Source organism: Fibrobacter sp. UWB10, from assembly GCF_900182935.1.
Taxonomy (GTDB): domain Bacteria; phylum Fibrobacterota; class Fibrobacteria; order Fibrobacterales; family Fibrobacteraceae; genus Fibrobacter; species Fibrobacter succinogenes_O.
This window is the reverse complement of the sequence record NZ_FXUE01000002.1, coordinates 990,702-1,007,418: the sequence shown is the minus strand read 5'-3', so window position 1 is coordinate 1,007,418 and position 16,717 is coordinate 990,702. Positions and strand designations below refer to the sequence as shown.

General features: G+C 52.4%; 12 protein-coding genes. 3 read left to right on the top strand and 9 right to left on the bottom strand.

Features of this window, described 5'->3' with window-relative positions; translation table 11 throughout:
- Positions 1-13: 13 nt before the first annotated feature.
- The 4 genes from ispG to rpsO all read right to left on the bottom strand — a co-directional run bounded on the left by ispG (position 14) and on the right by rpsO (position 6,190).
- Entirely contained in the window at positions 14-1,753 is a 1,740-nt protein-coding gene (gene ispG / locus QOL41_RS08765; RefSeq protein WP_283429456.1) for a (E)-4-hydroxy-3-methylbut-2-enyl-diphosphate synthase, read from the bottom strand.
- A 29-nt stretch (positions 1,754-1,782) separates the two neighbouring features.
- Positions 1,783-3,483: an HD domain-containing phosphohydrolase gene (locus tag QOL41_RS08760; RefSeq protein ID WP_283429455.1), complete on the bottom strand. Its 1,701-nt coding sequence runs from the start codon at positions 3,481-3,483 to the stop codon at positions 1,783-1,785.
- A gap of 166 nt (positions 3,484-3,649) precedes the next feature.
- Positions 3,650-5,896: a polyribonucleotide nucleotidyltransferase gene (gene pnp / locus QOL41_RS08755; RefSeq protein ID WP_283429454.1), complete on the bottom strand. Its 2,247-nt coding sequence runs from the start codon at positions 5,894-5,896 to the stop codon at positions 3,650-3,652.
- Between the two features lie 21 nt (positions 5,897-5,917).
- A complete protein-coding gene (gene rpsO, locus QOL41_RS08750) occupies positions 5,918-6,190 on the bottom strand; it encodes a 30S ribosomal protein S15 (RefSeq protein WP_072978575.1) in 273 nt (90 codons plus the stop codon).
- 438 nt (positions 6,191-6,628) lie between these two features.
- Here rpsO and thiH point away from each other — a divergent pair, with 438 nt between their 5' ends.
- Positions 6,629-7,894, top strand: coding sequence for a 2-iminoacetate synthase ThiH (gene thiH, locus QOL41_RS08745; RefSeq protein ID WP_283429453.1), 1,266 nt, complete (start codon positions 6,629-6,631; stop codon positions 7,892-7,894).
- Here thiH and QOL41_RS08740 read toward each other — a convergent pair whose 3' ends face one another.
- Positions 7,895-8,731 carry a type II secretion system protein gene (locus tag QOL41_RS08740; protein WP_283429452.1) on the bottom strand — a complete coding sequence of 279 codons (837 nt, stop codon included), beginning with the start codon at positions 8,729-8,731 and terminating at the stop codon, positions 7,895-7,897. It lies immediately after the preceding gene.
- 67 nt (positions 8,732-8,798) lie between these two features.
- Between QOL41_RS08740 and QOL41_RS08735 the strand changes: the two genes are divergently transcribed.
- Complete coding sequence (locus tag QOL41_RS08735; protein WP_349362392.1) at positions 8,799-9,992, top strand: cation:proton antiporter; 1,194 nt, start codon at positions 8,799-8,801, stop codon at positions 9,990-9,992.
- A gap of 10 nt (positions 9,993-10,002) precedes the next feature.
- Here QOL41_RS08735 and QOL41_RS08730 read toward each other — a convergent pair whose 3' ends face one another.
- Both QOL41_RS08730 and QOL41_RS08725 read right to left on the bottom strand, forming a co-directional pair.
- Complete coding sequence (locus QOL41_RS08730) at positions 10,003-10,926, bottom strand: tRNA-dihydrouridine synthase family protein (RefSeq protein ID WP_283429450.1); 924 nt, start codon at positions 10,924-10,926, stop codon at positions 10,003-10,005.
- Between the two features lie 2 nt (positions 10,927-10,928).
- The gene (locus QOL41_RS08725) at positions 10,929-11,858 is read right to left on the bottom strand and encodes a peptidoglycan DD-metalloendopeptidase family protein (protein ID WP_283429449.1); all 930 of its coding nucleotides are present in this window, start codon (positions 11,856-11,858) and stop codon (positions 10,929-10,931) included.
- A 211-nt stretch (positions 11,859-12,069) separates the two neighbouring features.
- On the opposite strand from QOL41_RS08725, the gene QOL41_RS08720 reads away from it, so the two are divergent.
- Positions 12,070-13,482: a glycine--tRNA ligase gene (locus QOL41_RS08720; protein ID WP_072798927.1), complete on the top strand. Its 1,413-nt coding sequence runs from the start codon at positions 12,070-12,072 to the stop codon at positions 13,480-13,482.
- A 119-nt stretch (positions 13,483-13,601) separates the two neighbouring features.
- On the opposite strand, the gene argH is transcribed toward QOL41_RS08720, so the two are convergent.
- Together argH and QOL41_RS08710 are read right to left on the bottom strand one after the other, a co-directional pair.
- Positions 13,602-15,050, bottom strand: a complete 1,449-nt coding sequence (gene argH, locus QOL41_RS08715; protein WP_283429448.1) for an argininosuccinate lyase — start codon at positions 15,048-15,050, stop codon at positions 13,602-13,604.
- A gap of 76 nt (positions 15,051-15,126) precedes the next feature.
- Positions 15,127-16,614 carry an NCS2 family permease gene (locus tag QOL41_RS08710; protein WP_283429447.1) on the bottom strand — a complete coding sequence of 496 codons (1,488 nt, stop codon included), beginning with the start codon at positions 16,612-16,614 and terminating at the stop codon, positions 15,127-15,129.
- Between the last annotated feature and the right edge of the window lie 103 nt (positions 16,615-16,717).

The following is a 16,717-nucleotide window of genomic DNA, read 5'->3' as shown; positions in this document are numbered from 1 at the left end:
TTTTGAGGGAGCGTTACGGTTCGACCCAGCGACCGCGTTCCTTAATCAAATTCACCAATTCTTCGATGGCGTCTTCTTCGGGGATGTTCTTCTTGACTGCGGTCTTGCCTTCAAAAAGCGTGATGCGGCCGGGGCCGCCACCTACGTAGCCGAAGTCGGCGTCTGCCATTTCGCCCGGGCCGTTCACGATACAGCCCATGATACCGATGGAAATGTCAGAGAGATGTCCGAAACGAGCCTTGATCTTGCCCATGACTTGCTGAATGTCATAGAGGGTGCGGCCGCAGCTCGGGCAGCTGATAAAGTTCGTCTTGCTGCGGCGGCAGTATGCGGCCTGCAGAATATCGAAGGCGAGAAGAACGCTTTCTTTGGCGCCCTTGTAACCGTTGATCACGACGGCGTCGCCAAGACCATCGGTCACGAGGCTTCCGATGTCGGCGGAAACGCGGAGCGTTTCTCGTTCGTTGTCGCTAATCTTGGCGTAAAGCAAAATCGGGTCTTTGCGACCTGCTGCATCGAGTGCAGCAGCAAGGGCGCGCACGCCGGAAACCATTTCGGCTCCCGTGTAGCAGAACACGGAACCTGCCGGTACCGCTGCCGGATTCTGGGCAAAGCCCGCGATATCCATGGCGTCCTTGAATTCCACAATCGGCTTTTCGTTCAAGTTGGGGAGTGCAAATTCTGCATTGCGGCGTTCGCCCGTGAGTGCAATTGCATCGGCCTTCACGCCGACCTTCACCGGGTTAGAACCACCGATTTCTACGCCCGACACCTTCACAACTTCGGTCTCGCGGCGTTCGTAATGGTACGGGTCTTTTTCAAGAACCGGCACTGCGTAGCTCACCGGCTTTGTCGGGAGTGCGCATGCCTTAATGAGTTCCTGTGCCACCGGGACTTCGGCCACCGGATCTTCGGTGAGCGATACGCGGATAGTGTCGGCAAGACCGTCAAGCAACAGTGCGCCGATGCCCGCGGCCGACTTCAGTCGTCCGTCGGCACCCGCGCCCGCTTCGGTCACCCCCACGTGGAACGGGTAGGGCTTGAAACCTTCTTGCTTAATGCGGGCGGCGAGCATGCGGTAGGCGGCAATGGCCACGCGCGGGTTACTGCTCTTGAGGCTCAAAACAACCTGATCAAAATGTTCGGCTTCGCACACGGCCAAGTATTCCATGGCGCTTTCCACCATGCCTTCGACGGTGTCGCCGTAGCGGTAAATCATACGGGCGGCAAGGGAACCGTGGTTTACGCCAATACGAATGGCGCGGCCGAGGCGCTTGGCTTCTTGCACGAATGGCGTAAAGGCTTCGGCAACCTTTTCCTTGCCTTCTTCAAAAGTCTTGTCCGTCTGCTGGTCAAGCGTCAAAATGCCTGTGTCGACAAAGTTACCCGGATTGATGCGGACCTTTTCGACCCATTTGAGTGCTTCGAAAGCGGCCTTGGGCTGGAAGTGGATGTCGGCAGAAACCGGAACCTTGCAACCGGCTGCACGCACCTGCTTCATGACTTCTTCAAGACCTTGTGCGTCTGCAAATGTCGGAGCGGTAATACGGACGAGTCCGCAACCCACCTTGGCAAGTGCCAACGTTTCAGCCACGGTACGTTCGACGTCCTTAGGCTTGGTGGTGGTCATGGACTGAACTAAAATGGGGGCATTGCCCCCGATAAGTGCGTCGCCAACGCGAACTTGTACAGTTTCCCTGCGGACTGCGTTAAAGCGGTCGGCTACATACGGGAATTCGCTAAACTTTGTCATGTGCCCAAAGATAGCAAATTTTCATCGTTTTACACCTCGTCTTCACCCAAGCTGCTGTAGTATTCTTCAAGTTTTTTACGGCAAGCGATAAAGCAATCCTTGAGTGACGGGTCGAACTGCGTACCCATTCCTTCGAGAATGATTTCGTAAGCTTCACCAAAAGACATTTCTGCCTTGTAGCAACGCTTACTCACCAAGGCGTCGTATACGTCGGCGATAGCCATAATGCGGGCTTCTAACGGAATATCGGTGCCCTTGAGTTTCTTGGGGTAACCGAAACCGTCGTAACGCTCGTGATGGTAGCGGGCGACGTTCTTTGCAATTCTTACAAAGTCCGGAGATTCCACCGAGGTCAGCAGGTTTTCGACAATCATGGCTCCCTTTTCGGGGTGTTCCTTCATTTCGGCGTATTCCTGCGGCGTAAAGCGACCAGGCTTTCTTAGAATGCGGTCGTCAATAGCAATTTTACCGATGTCATGCATCGGGGCTGCCGATACCAAACTGTCGTAGAAAAATTCCGACTGTCCAAGGGTTGGGTCTTTGCGCAAATATTCAACTAAAATCTGAACGGCCTTACTCGTGCGCTTAATATGGCTACCCGTGTTGCTGTCGCGGTTTTCAACCATATGCGCCATGCCCACAACCATCTGTTCCTGAATCGAACGAATCTGGGAGTCGTTTTCCTTGAGCATCATTTCGAGACGCACGTTGTTGGAACCCAACATGTTAATGTAGTTGTGCATGCTGGTTTCGTCTTCGATTTTGAACAGGTGAATTTTGGCGGAACGAGAAAGAGGCAATTGACGTAACAGCACTTTATAGAATTTGCCGTCGCTTTCAAGTTTCTTTTCGGCTGTAACCTTGCCTTGAGAAATTTCCTTGTTCCAGGCAAGAAGCAGATGGTTTAATTCGGAATTATCTTGTGTTGTATGGTCGATGCGGCAATTTCTAAGAGCTGGGAAATTGTCATAGGCAACAGTGTTGCAACCAAGGAATTTGTTGTCCGAAGAAATAAGAACATAGCTGTTGACATTCTGGGTTTCAAGCATTTGCGAAACAATTTGTTCGATATCGTAGCGCTGAACTCTAAAGCAAATGTACATGAGCGCGAATTGGTCAAACACGTAGACCGCCGGCATGACCATGGTATCGCTTTCGACAAATCGAGAAACGAAGAACGAAAGAATGGAAACGGCTTCAATTGCAGAAAGGGCTGTCAGGCTCTTGAAAGAAACGTTTTTCTTTTTAATGAAGGCGTAAACAATAAGGCTCACGTTGATAACGACAAAACCGACCATGCAGGCGTTGAAAATGTCGTGTCCGAGACCATACTCGGCAACAAAATTACCTGCGCCATTTGTTTGAATGTATTTAATCGATTTGTAATAGAAGTCGTTGCTTCCGACAGTCAAGGAAAATCCTAGAACGACAAAAACAATCAGCATGAGCAGGTCGTAGCTCCATGCCGGGAACTTGATCTTACAAACAAAAAGGCTTGCTTTAAAAGTAAGAACCGGAAGGAACATGGAACCAAGATAAATCATCTTGTTCGAAAGAATCGCTTGGTCCAAATTTGTTGAGCGGGCGAGTAGTAAGTGCCCTAAACAAGCAATAAAAACACAGAAAAAAAGTAGCGGATAAGGGCCGCCTTGCTTCGAATTAATTCGATATTGCAAAAGGAAATTTAACGCGGCTACGACCGTTAAAATTGTCAAATATAAAACAACCATAGATTCCCATCTATTCAAACACCATGCAAACCACTTTAAATATAAATTATAATGGCGGCATGAAGTGGAACGTTGTTACAAATCCGTCTAAAAAGCGTGTAAAAAACACAGTCGCCAATTTTTGATTGACGACTGCGTCTTTTTGTCTTACAGAATTTGTTCTGAATTAGGCTTCAGCCGGGGCTTCCGGGGCAGCTTCAGCAGCAGGTGCTTCGGCGGCCGGAGCTTCAGCGGGCTTCGGAGGGAGCAAAGCCTTCATGGAAAGCTTCACCTTGCCCTTCGGGTCAACACCGAGGCAGAGCACTTCGACTTCGTCACCAACGTGAACAACGTCTTCGACCTTTTCGACACGGTGGTCGGCAAGTTCGGAGATGTGTACCAAGCCATCGCGACCCGGGAGGATTTCGACGAATGCGCCAAACGGCTGGATCGTCTTCACCTTGCCCTTGTACTTGCGGCCCGGTTCGGGTTCAGCAGTGAGTTCTTCGATCATGCGGCGGCAAACTGCAGCGGCCTTGCCACTCGGAGCAGCAATGTCGATGTTGCCATCGTCATCGATGTTGATGGTGCAACCAGTCTGAGACTGCATGCCCTTAATCACGGAGCCACCGGAACCGATAACGTCACGGATCTTGTTGGTCGGGATGCGCATCTTGATCATGGTCGGAGCCTTGTCGGAAACCTTCGGACGCGGAGCGGCGAGGCCGAGTTCAGCCATCTTGCCGAGGATATGCAGGCGGCCTTGGCGTGCCTGTTCCAGAGCTTCGCGCATGAGTTCCGGCGTAATGCCGCGGATCTTGATATCCATCTGGAAGGCTGTGATACCTTCGGCAGTACCTGTCACCTTGAAGTCCATATCGCCGAGGTGGTCTTCCGTACCGGTGATGTCGGTCAAGATCTTGATCTTGCCGCCTTCCTTGACGGAACCCTTTTCGGAGATGAGGCCCATGGCGACACCTGCAACCGGAGCCTTGATAGGAACGCCAGCGTCCATCAAGCTGAGGCAGCCACCGCAAACAGAGGCCATGGAAGAAGAACCGTTGGATTCCTGAATTTCGGAAACCACGCGGATGGTGTACGGGAAGTCTTCCGGCAGCGGGAGCACTGCTGCGAGAGAACGTTCGGCCAAGTGGCCGTGACCGATTTCGCGGCGGCTCATGCCGAGGCGCTTGCATTCACCCACGCAGTACGGCGGGAAGTTGTAATGCAGCATGTAGCTCTTGGAGCCTTCGCCCTGCAGGCTTTCGTAGCGCTGTTCGTCGGCCTTGGAGCCGAGCGTGCAGACCACGAGACCCTGGGTTTCGCCACGCTGGAAAATCGCAGAACCGTGAGCGCTCGGGAGAACGCCGAGTTCGATTTCGATGGGGCGGACTTCGGTCGTCGTACGGCCGTCGAGGCGCACGTCTTCGTTCAAGATCATTTCGCGCATGGCAGTGCGTTCGTAGTCGCTGAAGATTGCCTTAGCGTCTGCAACAAGAGCAGGATCCTGTTCTTCGTCCTTGCCAATGATAGCGAGAATGCGTTCGTCTTCGAGCATCTTCGCGCAGAGGTCTGCCATAGCTGGATAGAAGTCGGTCTTCACCATGTTGGAGTGGACGTCCTTGTTCAGTTCGTCCCAGACCACTTCCTTCACCGTGGCGAGAAGCTTTTCGTGGGCTTCGCCAACGTGCTGCGGCTTGAGTTCCATCTTGGGCTTAGCGCAGCGGTCCACCAGTTCCTGTTGGGCCTTGCACATAGCCTTGATAGCTTCGTGACCGGCGAGAATTGCGTTGATCATCGTGTCTTCGGACACTTCGTAGGCACCGCCTTCCACCATGCAGACGGAATCTTCGGTACCGGCGACCACCAGGTCCAGATCGGCGCAGGCCATCTGTTCGTAGGTGGGCATCACGATGTTCTGACCATCGACCACGGCCACGCGTACGGCGGCAACCTGCTGTTCGAAGGGCAGTTCAGAAAGACCGATAGAGAGGGATGCTGCAGACACGCCGAGCACATCGGGTGCGAACTTGCGGTCAGCAGAAAGAACCTGCACAATCACCTGGACTTCGCGCGTGAAGTTCTCGGGGAACATCGGGCGAATCGGGCGGTCAATGATACGGGCAGAAAGAGTTTCTTCGTCAGAGGGACGTCCGGCTTCGCGCTTGCTGTAGCCGCCCGGGAGGCGACCAGCGGCGTAGGCCTTTTCGCGATATTCCACAGTGAGAGGGAAGAAATCACCTTCTTTTTCTTCGCCGTAGCAGACAGTGGAAAGCACGAATGCATCGCCCATCTTGGCGACTGCAGCACCGCGTGCCTGCTTGGCAATACGGCCCGTTTCAAACGTGATCACACGGCCGTCGGGGAGCGTAACAGACACTTCCTTCGGGTCGAGCATCTTGCCGTATTTTTGATGGTATGCGTCAATAGACATAAATTTCTCCAGTCTGAAGAATTAGCCGCGCAGACCGAGTTCCTTGATCAAGGCACGCTGGGCGATAATGTCCTTTTCGCCGTAGTACTTGAGGAGGTTCTTGCGCTTAGAAACCATCATGGACAGACCGCGCAGGGAGTGGAAGTCCTTCTTGTGGGTCTTTGCATGTTCGGTGAGGTTCTTGATCTTCTCGGTGAGGAGAGCGATCTGAACGCGGACGTTACCGGTGTCCTTTTCGTTTGCTCCGAACTTAGCGGTGATTTCTGCAGCCTTTTCTTTAGTGATAGTAGCCATTATAGCCATTCCTTTTTTTGTGTTTGTTGTTTCATTACATGTTTTTGTCCGAGTTTCTCTGCTCTTGCACCAGTGGAATTGGCGAATCTGGTCACAGGACCCAGGCAAAAATGCAATTTGCGGGTATATATAGAAAAGTTTTTCTAAAGATTTTTTGTTTTTTTCAGTGAAATCACCCTTTTAGAGGGTAAAAAACGCTTTTTTATATGCGGGAGGGGCCCCAGCTCGGAGTTGACGCCTGCGGCGTCCGTGGCTGCATTCGGTCATATCGGCAAGTAAACTTGCCGCTGCGACTCTCATTTGCACACTTTTGCGAAGGAATCTTTGCTTTTTTGTCGCCGTTTGCCAGTTTTTATAATATGAGCTGATATCTCGCTTTATAGACAAAGAGTTTCTATATTTTCCGGCGAAAAAAGACTATTGACTAGTGACTGTATAATGGAAACCGCTAGAAAAGACAATAATTACTTGTTTGATTCAGGCAACCTCTCGGAAGGGGCGCTCGCCAAAAAGCACCGCATCGAGAATGACCCTAGTGCTCGCACTAATATAATGGACTATTTGCCCGGCATGGAAGTTATCCAGTCGGACATTGCTGACAAGGTGCTCGCCGAATCGGAAAATTACGACTATTCCAAGTACACCGGCAAAGATGTAAAGCGTGCTCTGGAACATGAACGTTGCACGCTCGAAGATTTTAAGGCGCTTCTGTCGCCGGCTGCCGCTCCGTATTTGGAACAGATGGCGGCCAAGGCGAAAATCGAAACCAGCAAGCATTTCGGTAACAACGTCTATTTCTTTACTCCGCTCTATATTGCTAACTACTGCGAAAACTACTGCGTCTATTGCGGGTTCAACTGCTACAACCACATCAAGCGCATGCAGCTCACCATGGAGCAGATCGAGCACGAGATGAAGGTGATTGCCGACAGCGGCATGGAAGAAATCCTGATTCTCACGGGCGAGAGCCGCGCGAAAAGCAGCGTGGAATACATCGGCGAGGCCTGCAAGCTTGCCCGCAAGTATTTCCGCATGGTAGGCATCGAAGTTTATCCGGTGAATACGGACGAATACCGCTACCTGCACGAATGCGGCGTGGACTACGTGACGGTTTTCCAGGAAACCTACGACAAGGTTCGTTTCGAACAACTTCACCTGATGGGTCACAAGCGCGTGTTCCCGTACCGATTCGATTCGCAGGAACGCGCCCTGATGGCAGGCATGCGCGGGGTGGCATTCTCCGCGCTCCTCGGCCTTTCGGATTTCCGCCGCGACGCGCTCGCATCGGCGCTCCATGTGTATTACTTACAAAAGAAGTATCCGCATGCCGAAATGAGCCTCAGCTGCCCGCGACTCCGCCCCATCATCAACAACGACAAGATCGACCCGCTGGATGTTCATGAAAAGGAACTCTGCCAGGTGCTTTGCGCCTACCGTATATTCTTGCCGTATGTGGGCATCACGGTTTCGAGCCGCGAAAGCAAGGAATTCCGCAACGGTATCGTGAAAATTGCGGCGACCAAGGTGTCGGCAGGTGTTTCGACTGGCATTGGCGACCACGAAAGCAAATACAGCGGTCACGATGACGGCGAAGGCGGTGACGAACAGTTTGAAATCAACGACGGCCGCAGCTTCAACGCCATGTACAGCGACATTTCGGGCGAAGGCCTGCAGCCTGTGTTGAACGATTACTTGTACGTGTAATTAGTACTTGTAGTCTGCGCAACCTATGTCGCCATAGGTCGAAAAGCAAACTCCGTTATCGGTGAGGAATGCGCCACCGCGTCCATTTGATTTGTTGCGCATTTTTGCGCCATTGGGGAGCAGCGCGACTTCTACAGAATGGCTACCTTCTTTGCCACCTGTCCACTGGACGCTCATTGTCAAGCGGTAATTGGTTTTGTTATTGCCCTGTGAGGTAATTTTATCCAAGCCAGCGGCTTTCCCGTAATTCAATTCTCTGCTCATGAACATGGGTGTGTTGGGGTAAGTGCGCCAGTTGGAACCGTCTTCTTTTACAGTGAATGTGGAGTGGGACTTTCCATTTTTTTCAACATCTTTTTTAATCCCGCCGTTGTTTCCGGTTTGCTGTCTAAATGCAACAATGTCGGCAACACCTTCAAAGTGAGCTTCGTTCAGGGCGTCGTACCAAGTTCCGGCGTCTCCAATCAAATCGCACATGTTTGCGCTATTGTTTGCGCTTCCGTGAGAGGCTTGGACATTCATGGAGGCGCCTCCCTTCATTTCAATGACAAATAAGGTGACGCCAGATTCTTTTTCCAAGTATTGTTTTAACTTGTCTCGATTTTTAATATTGGTTGAATCATCGCCCTTAGATAAATAGGGGCTATTATATAAAGCTTCGCCGCTTGATATTAAAGCCTTGTTCAGAGCGTCACGTAGATAATACAGCTTCATTAAGTCAGCTTTTTCTTTGGTCTTTTCGGTGAATCCCATAAGCTTTGGGGCGCCGATCCCGGCGAGTACGCCGAGAATGACGATAACGACCAAAATTTCGATTAATGAAAATCCGTGTTTCATATTGTATTTTCTCGCTCTTATGCCAAAATATAGTTGAATTTCTATCTTTGGCTCCGAAAATTGCATTATGTTGACGTCTCTAGCGCTTATTTTCTTGTTGGGGTTACTTTTAGGCTCGATTTTTGTCAAGCTTAAGCTTCCGAGTATTCTCGGGATGATTCTGACGGGGATTATTCTCGGCCCCCATGCTCTGAACCTGCTTCGGCCGGCTTTTTTGGATATTTCGGCGGACTTGAGACAGCTTGCGTTGGTCATAATCCTGACGCGTGCGGGGTTGACCCTTGATATGCGGGAATTCAAGCGGATTGGGCGTTCGGCCTTGATGATGTGCTTTGTTCCGGCGTCGGTGGAAATTTTGGGCGTAGTGCTTCTTGCGCCGTCGCTGATGGGGGTGACTTATTGGGAGGCTGCTCTCATGGGTTCGGCCATTGCGGCGGTGTCGCCGGCGGTAGTGGTGCCGCGCATGCTCAAGATGCGCGAGGAAAATCGCGGCGTCAAACGGGGGATTCCCCAGATGCTTCTGGCTGGCGCTTCGCTTGATGACGTGTATGTGCTGGTGACTTTTGCTGCTTTCCTAGCTTTGCTTAAGGGCGAGAGCGTGTCGGCGACGAGCTTTCTTTCGGTGCCGGTGTCCATAACCCTCGGTGCTGTGGTGGGAGTGGCCTGCGGTTATGCGCTGGTTTGGTTCTTTAAGCACAAGCACATGCGCGATACGGTCAAGGTGCTGATCATTTTGAGTTTCGCCTTCTTGCTGAACGAATTGGAACATGATATTAGCCATGTGGTGCCGTTCAGCGGCATGATTGCGGTGGTGGCGATTGCTGCCTGCATTTACGGTAAACACCCGGAGCTTGCAAAACGCATCAGCGGCAAGTTCACCAAGTTTTGGGTCGCGGCAGAAATCATCTTGTTTGTGCTGGTGGGTAGCACCTTGGATGTGGCTTATGCGTTTACGGCTGGAATAGGTGCGATTTTCGTGGTGCTTGGAGCCATGTTCTTTAGAATGGCTGGCGTGGCTATTTGCATGTGGCGTACTCCGCTGAACAAAAAGGAACGCTTGTTCTGCATGCTGGCTTACGTGCCCAAGGCGACTGTCCAGGCGGCTATCGGTGGCGTACCTTTAAGCTTTGGGCTTGCCTGCGGCAACAATGTGTTGACGCTTGCTGCGGTGGCGATTATGGTTACGGCCCCGCTTGGTGCCATCTTTATCGACAAGACTTATAAGCGCTTGGTGCCGGTGGATTCGGCCGAGAACGGCTAAGCGAAATCAGTTAGCCGAGTTCATTGACGGCTTCGAGGTATTCTTCGAAGGTCCTGGATTTCTCAATTTTCTTGCGAATCTTTTTAGGAAGGTCCGCATACGTCCAGAAGGGGCGGATTTTGTCTAGAATTTGGGCGTTGCCTTGCAAGCGGCGGGCGTAGTCGGCCGCGATGTCGGCGTGAATTTTGAGAAGCGTTTCTGTCGCGGTTCCGCAGGGGAGTCCGCCGTACTGGGCGGCGAGAACCGGGTTCGCGAGGAGGCCCCTGCCAATCATGATTCCCGCGAGTTTCGGGTAGCGAGTCTCGATATACTGAATCTGCTTGAGGTCGGTGATGTCACCGTTAAAAATCAGCGGGTGCTTGCATTCGCTGTAGAATTTGTCAAAAGTCTCGAAGTCAAGCGCGCCCTTGTACTGCTGGATTCCGATTCGCGGGTGAAGGGTAATGTGGGCGAGGGAAGCGCTGTTCAGGAGCGGTAGCAGTTGCAGGCTTTCCTCTGGGGAGGTAAGCCCGAGTCGCATCTTGATGCTGAACTTGGGGGCGCTTGCTGCTGCGGGTTCTGCGGCGGCTTGGTTTATGGCGTCGAGAATTTCGCGGACCTTTTCGGGATGGGGGAGTATTCCAGAACCTCGGCCCGACTTGGTCTGCATGGGGTAAGGGCAACCCATGTTGATGTCGATTTCCTTGAAACCAAGCTCTGTAACAGCCTTAGTCAAAAGGTTGAATTCTTCGACATCGCGTACAATGATTTGTGGTACCAGGTGGTAGGGATGCTCCGTTTGCAAATCGCGGAGGTCTTTGGCTCGAACTTCGCCCTTTTCCAACCTAAGAAACGGTGTGTAATAGGTATGGATTCCAGGGGCGAACTTGCTGTGGGCTAGCCGATAGGCTGATTCGGTAAATCCCTGGAGAGGGGCAAAGTGAATGGGGAGCATGTTTACGAGCAGCGGAGCACTTGGCCCGGGCGAATGGTGTTGCCCTTGATGCCGTTCAGCTGCTTGAGGCGTGTGACAGAAATGCCGTACTTGCGGGCGATTTTGCCGAGGCAGTCGCCGCTTCTTACCTTGTAGTAGCGGTGCTTGGAAAGTTCCTTCTGGAAACCTTCTTCGACAGCGAGAATTTCTTGCGGTTCAATTGTAATGAGGGCGCTCTGGAATGTGCCTTCTTCGAAGTTGAAAATCGTAGCCGGATCGATGTAGTTTCCGTGGTACTTCATTTCAAAGTGCAGGTGTGCACCGAAGGAACGGCCTGTGTTACCGCCTACGCCAATCGTATCGCCGGCTTGCAGAGTGTCGCCGACGTTCACTTTCCAGCTGGCGAGGTGAGCGTACAAAGTGGTGAGACCATTACCGTGGTCCAAAATCACGTACTTGCCGTAGCCTTTGCGACGGCCTTGGTTACGGACCTTGGTGACAACCCCTGTAAAGGCGGCCACAATGGTGCGGTCTTCACCGTGGCAAAGTCCCATGTCGACACCGCGGTGCATACGGTAGGTACGAATGCCATAAGGAGCCGAAATACGGCGGCTTGCTGTAGGCACAAAGGCGGTGGTCATGTCAAGCGTCAATTTGGGGAGCGTTTTGAGTTCTGCGGAATCGCCAGAGCCCATGTCTGCGGCAAGTTCTGCATCGGCTTCTTCTTGACTCATTTCAGAAGCGTTGTCGGAACTGTCTGCTTCAATATCAGAATAGGCGGCAGCAACTTCGTTGGCTGCTTTTTCGTTATTACCGGCGTCGGCTTCGTCGACTATCGGGTTGCCTGTAAATTCGCTTTCGGTTTCAGCAATATCATCTGCGAATACAATTTCTTCGTAGGCCCAAACAGAAAAAGGTATAACTAAAAACAATAGGGGTACAAGCAATTTCATAGATTTTAGCAATATAATATTTTTCGCTTGATTTTGAAACTTTTATTTTCCTTGCGTAAATAAAAGTGTACGTTGCTGTGTGCATATATTGCGTTTTTTGGCGAAATTAGTCTTATCGGAGTTGTATAATTTTCTAAATTTGCGCGCGTCAGGGCCTATCATCCAGGTAGGTTCCTAGTCCGGCTAAAATTAGTCGATAAAGGATTATATAATGGCAAAGAAAGTTCAGGATGCCCTTAAGGACATCATCTCCCTCTGCAAGCGCCGCGGTTTCATTTTCCCCGGCTCCGAAATTTACGACGGCCTCGCCAACACTTGGGACTACGGTCCGTATGGCGTGGAACTGAAGCGCAACATCAAGAACCTCTGGTGGAAGAAGTTCGTCACCAGCCGCCAGGATGTGCTCGGTCTCGACAGCTCTATTCTCTTGAACCCCCGCGTTTGGAAGGCTTCTGGCCACGTGGGTAACTTCTCTGACCCGCTGGTCGACTGCCTCGCTTGCCACGAACGTTTCCGTGCCGACCAACTTTTGGAAGACAAACTCGGCGAAGGCTGCTGCGCCGGCAAGAATTTTGACGAAGTCCACCAGATGATGATGGACAACAAGATTGAATGCCCGACCTGTGGCAAGACCGATTGGACCAAGCCCCGCGCATTCAACCTGATGTTCCAGACCGAAATCGGCGTGATTGAAGGCGAAGGCAACAAGGTGTACCTCCGTCCGGAAACCGCTCAGGGTATCTTCGTTGACTTCAAGAACATTGTCGATAACGTCCGCCCGCGCATTCCGTTCGGCGTCGGTCAGATCGGTAAGTCTTTCCGTAACGAAATCACTCCGGGTAACTTCATCTTCCGTACTCGCGAATTCGAACAGATGGAACTTGAATTCTTCTGCGAACCGGGCACCGAACTTGACTGGTACAACTTCTGGCGCAAGTACTGCTTCGACTGGCTCGTGAACGATCTCGGCGTGAACAAGGAAAAGCTCCGCCTCCGCGAACATGCCAAGGAAGAACTTTCTCACTACTCCAACGGCACGACTGACGTAGAATACGAATTCCCGTTCGGTTGGGGCGAACTCTGGGGTATTGCATCTCGTACGAACTACGATTTGACGCAGCACCAGAACGAATCCAAGGTCAAGCAGGAATACATTGACCCGGTCCAGAACAAGCGCTACATCCCGTACGTTGTGGAACCGTCCCTCGGTGTGGAACGTCTGCTTCTCGTGCTCCTCTGCGACGCTTACGAAGTCGAAAAGCTCGAAAACGATGAACGTACCGTGCTCCACTTTGACCCGAAGATTGCTCCGGTGAAGGTTGCCGTTCTCCCGCTCGTGAAGAAGGGCCAGGTGAAGGCCAAGGCTGAAGAACTCTACCAGAAGCTCCTCAACCGCTGGAACGTGGAATACGATGAAACTCAGTCCATCGGTAAGCGCTACCGCCGTCAGGACGAACTCGGCACGCCGTTCTGCGTGACCGTTGACTTCGACACCGTGGGCGAAGGTGAATCCGATCCGGCAAAGCTCGGCTACGTGACCGTTCGCGAACGTGACTCCATGAAGCAGGAACTGGTCAAGATCGACGAACTCGAAGCTTACCTCTCCGCCAAGCTCGGCTGCTAGTTTCTTTGTAAAGAAATTCAAAAAGGGACCCGGAAACGGGTTCTTTTTTTTGAAAAAAACTCCAAATGAAAACCGGATTCCTAGTGGAACCCGGTTTTTGAATTTCATTTGTTCAGAAATTACTTCTTGAACTTCTTCAAGATGGCTTCGGCCTTGCCGAACTGCTGCTTGACGGACTTGGGGCCTGTGCCGCCTTCGATGTTACGGCGAGAAACGCTGTATTCGAAAGTGAGCGTCTTCTTCATTTGCTTGACGTTCGGGACACCGGCGCTGGCCCAGGCCTCGTCGGAGAGGTCCGTGAATTCGAGGCCTTGGCGGGCGGCTTCGCCGACCAGGCTACCGACCACGTGGTGGGCATCGCGGAACGGCACGCCGGATTCGACCAGAAGATCAGCGAGGTCGGTGGCCAGCAGCGCCGGCAGCATCTTCGCGTGCATCTTGTCGAAGTTGAAGCGAGCGCTTTCCAAGGCTTCCTTCATCACGCGGAGAATCACCTTCACGTTATGCACGGAGTCGAATACCGGTTCCTTGTCTTCTTGCAGGTCGCGGCTGTAGCTGAGCGGGGCTCCCTTCACCAGAGTGTAGAGGGCGCTGAAGTTACCGAGCATGCGGCCGGACTTTCCGCGGATGAGTTCCATGGAATCCGGGTTCTTCTTCTGCGGCATCATCGAGGAACCGCTGGAGAAGGCGTCGTGCAGGGTGAGGTAGCCGAATTCGCTGGTGCTCCAGTTCACAAAGTCTTCGGCGTAGCGGCTCATCGTATTTGCGATGATGGCGAGATCGGCTTCGAATTCGAGCATCATGTCGCGGTGGCTCACGGCGTCGATGCTGTTCGGGCTAACGCCGTTAAATCCGAGTTCCTTTGCAACGAGGGCGCGGTGGTACGGGAATGCAGAACCGGCCATGGCACCGCTACCGAGCGGAAGTTCGCTGTGCAGTTCCAAGAAGTTGTCGAGGCGCTTTACGTCGCGGCTCACGGCAAAGAACATGCTCATCAGGTAATGGCTGAAGTAAATCGGCTGTGCCTGCTGCAGGTGCGTGTAACCCGGCATCATCTTGCCGAAGTATTTCTTGGCGAGGTCGAGGACCGTTTCCATCAAAGAAACTTCGAGGGCGCGGATTTCGGCGGCTCGGTGACGCATGTAAAGCTTGAAGTCCGTGCAGACCTGGTCGTTACGGCTGCGGCCCGTGTGGATCTTCTTGCCGAGGGCGCCGATGCGTTCGGTGAGCACGCGTTCTACGGCCATGTGAATGTCTTCGTCAGATTCCTGCCACAGGTTCTTGCCGGTCTTGTAGTCCTTGAGGATGCTGGCCAAGCCATCGCAAATCTTCTTGTAGTCGGCCTTGCTGAGCACGCCGGATTCCACCAAGCCCTTGCCGTGGCCGATGCTGCCTTCGATGTCTTCTTCGATGAGTTCGGCGTCGAATTGCAGGCTGAAGCTCAGGTCCACCATGCTCTGCGCCATGCCACTTGCGAAGCGGCCGGTCCACATGTTGGTCTGGGTGCCTTTCTTGGCAGAAGATGTTTTGCCGGAATTCGTTTTCACGTTGCTCTTGTTTTGTGCCATTTGCAAATCCTTTTGTTTTTTCGCGTGCAAATATAAAATTTTCTAAGCTCAACCAACTAAGCTCTAAGTTCTGTTTCTACATCAAAGCGTACTTGAGCAAGAATATCACGGTGAGCACAATCATGACCCAGTGGACATTCTTGATCTTGCCGGTGAGGGCGTTTATTAAGGTGTAAGAAATAACGCCGAACATGATGCCGTCCGAAATGGAATAGGTGAGCGGCATGGCAATCATGCAGATAAAGGCGGGAATCGATTCTCTCGGGTTTGTCCAGTCAATTTTGGCGATGGAGGTCATCATGAAGTAGGCGACCATGATGAGCGCGGGGGCTGTTGCAAAGCCCGGAATCGCCATGAAGACGGGGGCAAAAAGGAGCGAAAGCAAGAAGAATAGAGCGACCGAGACGGCGGTGAGGCCAGTCTTTCCGCCGTAGGCGACACCGGCGGCGCTTTCTACGTAGGTAGTCGTGGTCGAGGTTCCGCAGATGGCTCCGATCGAGGTGGCGATAGCATCGCAACTGAGCGCTTTAGAAATGCGGGGGAGCTTGCCGTCTTCTTTCAGGAACCCGCCACGGAACGAAACTCCAATCAGGGTGCCCAGCGTATCGAACAGGTCTACAAAGAAGAACGCGAAAATCACGACAAAGAAGTCCAGCGACTTGAAAAGCGAAAATCCTTGGCCGACAATCGCATCGCCTTGGGTGAGCGTCCAGGATTCAGGATGGAAAAGCGCACCGCAGGTGATTCCGAATTCGCGGAAGGAACGGTCCAAAGTCTGCAGGTAATCGCCGAACTGCGGAATCGCGGAATGGAATCCGGCTTCCGGGTTCGGAACGTAGATTCCAACAAATTCGGTGACAATGCCGAGCAGCCAGGTCGCAAAAATTCCAAGCAGGATGGCGCCGCGGATTCCTTTAATCAAGAAGGCCGAGGTAATGATAATGCCCAACAGGGTAAGAATTGCCCAGATGCCGCTGGTGTGCATGTCGACCATGTGGAAGTTGATGAGGCCTACGATGGTGGCGTTGTTCGCGACGACGATTTTACCGCCCTGCAAGGCGATAAAGGCAATGAATATGCCGATGCCGACCGCGACGCCTGATTTAAGCGAAAGGGGAATGCTGTTAAAGAGTTTTTCGCGTACAGGCACGACTGAGAGGATCAAGAACAAGAGGCCTTCGACAAAGACGGCGAGCAAGGCGAATTGCCAGCTGTAGCCCATGCTCAGCACCACGGTGTAGGCAAAGAAGGCGTTAATGCCAAGGCCCGGGGCAAGTGCAAAGGGGTATTTCGCGACAAAGCCCATGAGGGCAGAACCGACGGCGGCCGCGATGACGGTGGCGATGAAAACGCCACCCTTGGGCATTCCTGCGGCCGAAAGGATTTCGGGGTTCACCGCCAGAATGTAGGCCATGGTCATGAAAGTCATGAGACCAGCCAGAATTTCGGTGTGGATGTTGGTCTGGTTGTCACTCAACTTGAAGAACTTGTCAAGAAAGAAAAATTCTTTTTTGAGTTCACGACCGGCCTTGTACATGAATGATTTTTTATTGTTCTCTTGCATTTTCCCTTCTTCTTTTGTCATCCCCGCGAAGGCGGGCGGACAGCACTTAGCACTTTTAGTGCTTTGTGCGCATGGCCACCAAGGTGGGGATCTCCTTTTCAAC

Excerpts from the sequence above, each read along its gene's own strand:
- ispG (WP_283429456.1), bottom strand. The coding sequence starts at position 1,753 with ATGACAAAGTTTAGCGAATTCCCGTATGTAGCCGACCGCTTTAACGCA.
- QOL41_RS08760 (WP_283429455.1), bottom strand. The coding sequence starts at position 3,483 with ATGGTTGTTTTATATTTGACAATTTTAACGGTCGTAGCCGCGTTAAAT.
- pnp (WP_283429454.1), bottom strand. The coding sequence starts at position 5,896 with ATGTCTATTGACGCATACCATCAAAAATACGGCAAGATGCTCGACCCG.
- rpsO (WP_072978575.1), bottom strand. The coding sequence starts at position 6,190 with ATGGCTACTATCACTAAAGAAAAGGCTGCAGAAATCACCGCTAAGTTC.
- thiH (WP_283429453.1), top strand. The coding sequence starts at position 6,629 with ATGGAAACCGCTAGAAAAGACAATAATTACTTGTTTGATTCAGGCAAC.
- QOL41_RS08740 (WP_283429452.1), bottom strand. The coding sequence starts at position 8,731 with ATGAAACACGGATTTTCATTAATCGAAATTTTGGTCGTTATCGTCATT.
- QOL41_RS08735 (WP_349362392.1), top strand. The coding sequence starts at position 8,799 with ATGTTGACGTCTCTAGCGCTTATTTTCTTGTTGGGGTTACTTTTAGGC.
- QOL41_RS08730 (WP_283429450.1), bottom strand. The coding sequence starts at position 10,926 with ATGCTCCCCATTCACTTTGCCCCTCTCCAGGGATTTACCGAATCAGCC.
- QOL41_RS08725 (WP_283429449.1), bottom strand. The coding sequence starts at position 11,858 with ATGAAATTGCTTGTACCCCTATTGTTTTTAGTTATACCTTTTTCTGTT.
- QOL41_RS08720 (WP_072798927.1), top strand. The coding sequence starts at position 12,070 with ATGGCAAAGAAAGTTCAGGATGCCCTTAAGGACATCATCTCCCTCTGC.
- argH (WP_283429448.1), bottom strand. The coding sequence starts at position 15,050 with ATGGCACAAAACAAGAGCAACGTGAAAACGAATTCCGGCAAAACATCT.
- QOL41_RS08710 (WP_283429447.1), bottom strand. The coding sequence starts at position 16,614 with ATGCAAGAGAACAATAAAAAATCATTCATGTACAAGGCCGGTCGTGAA.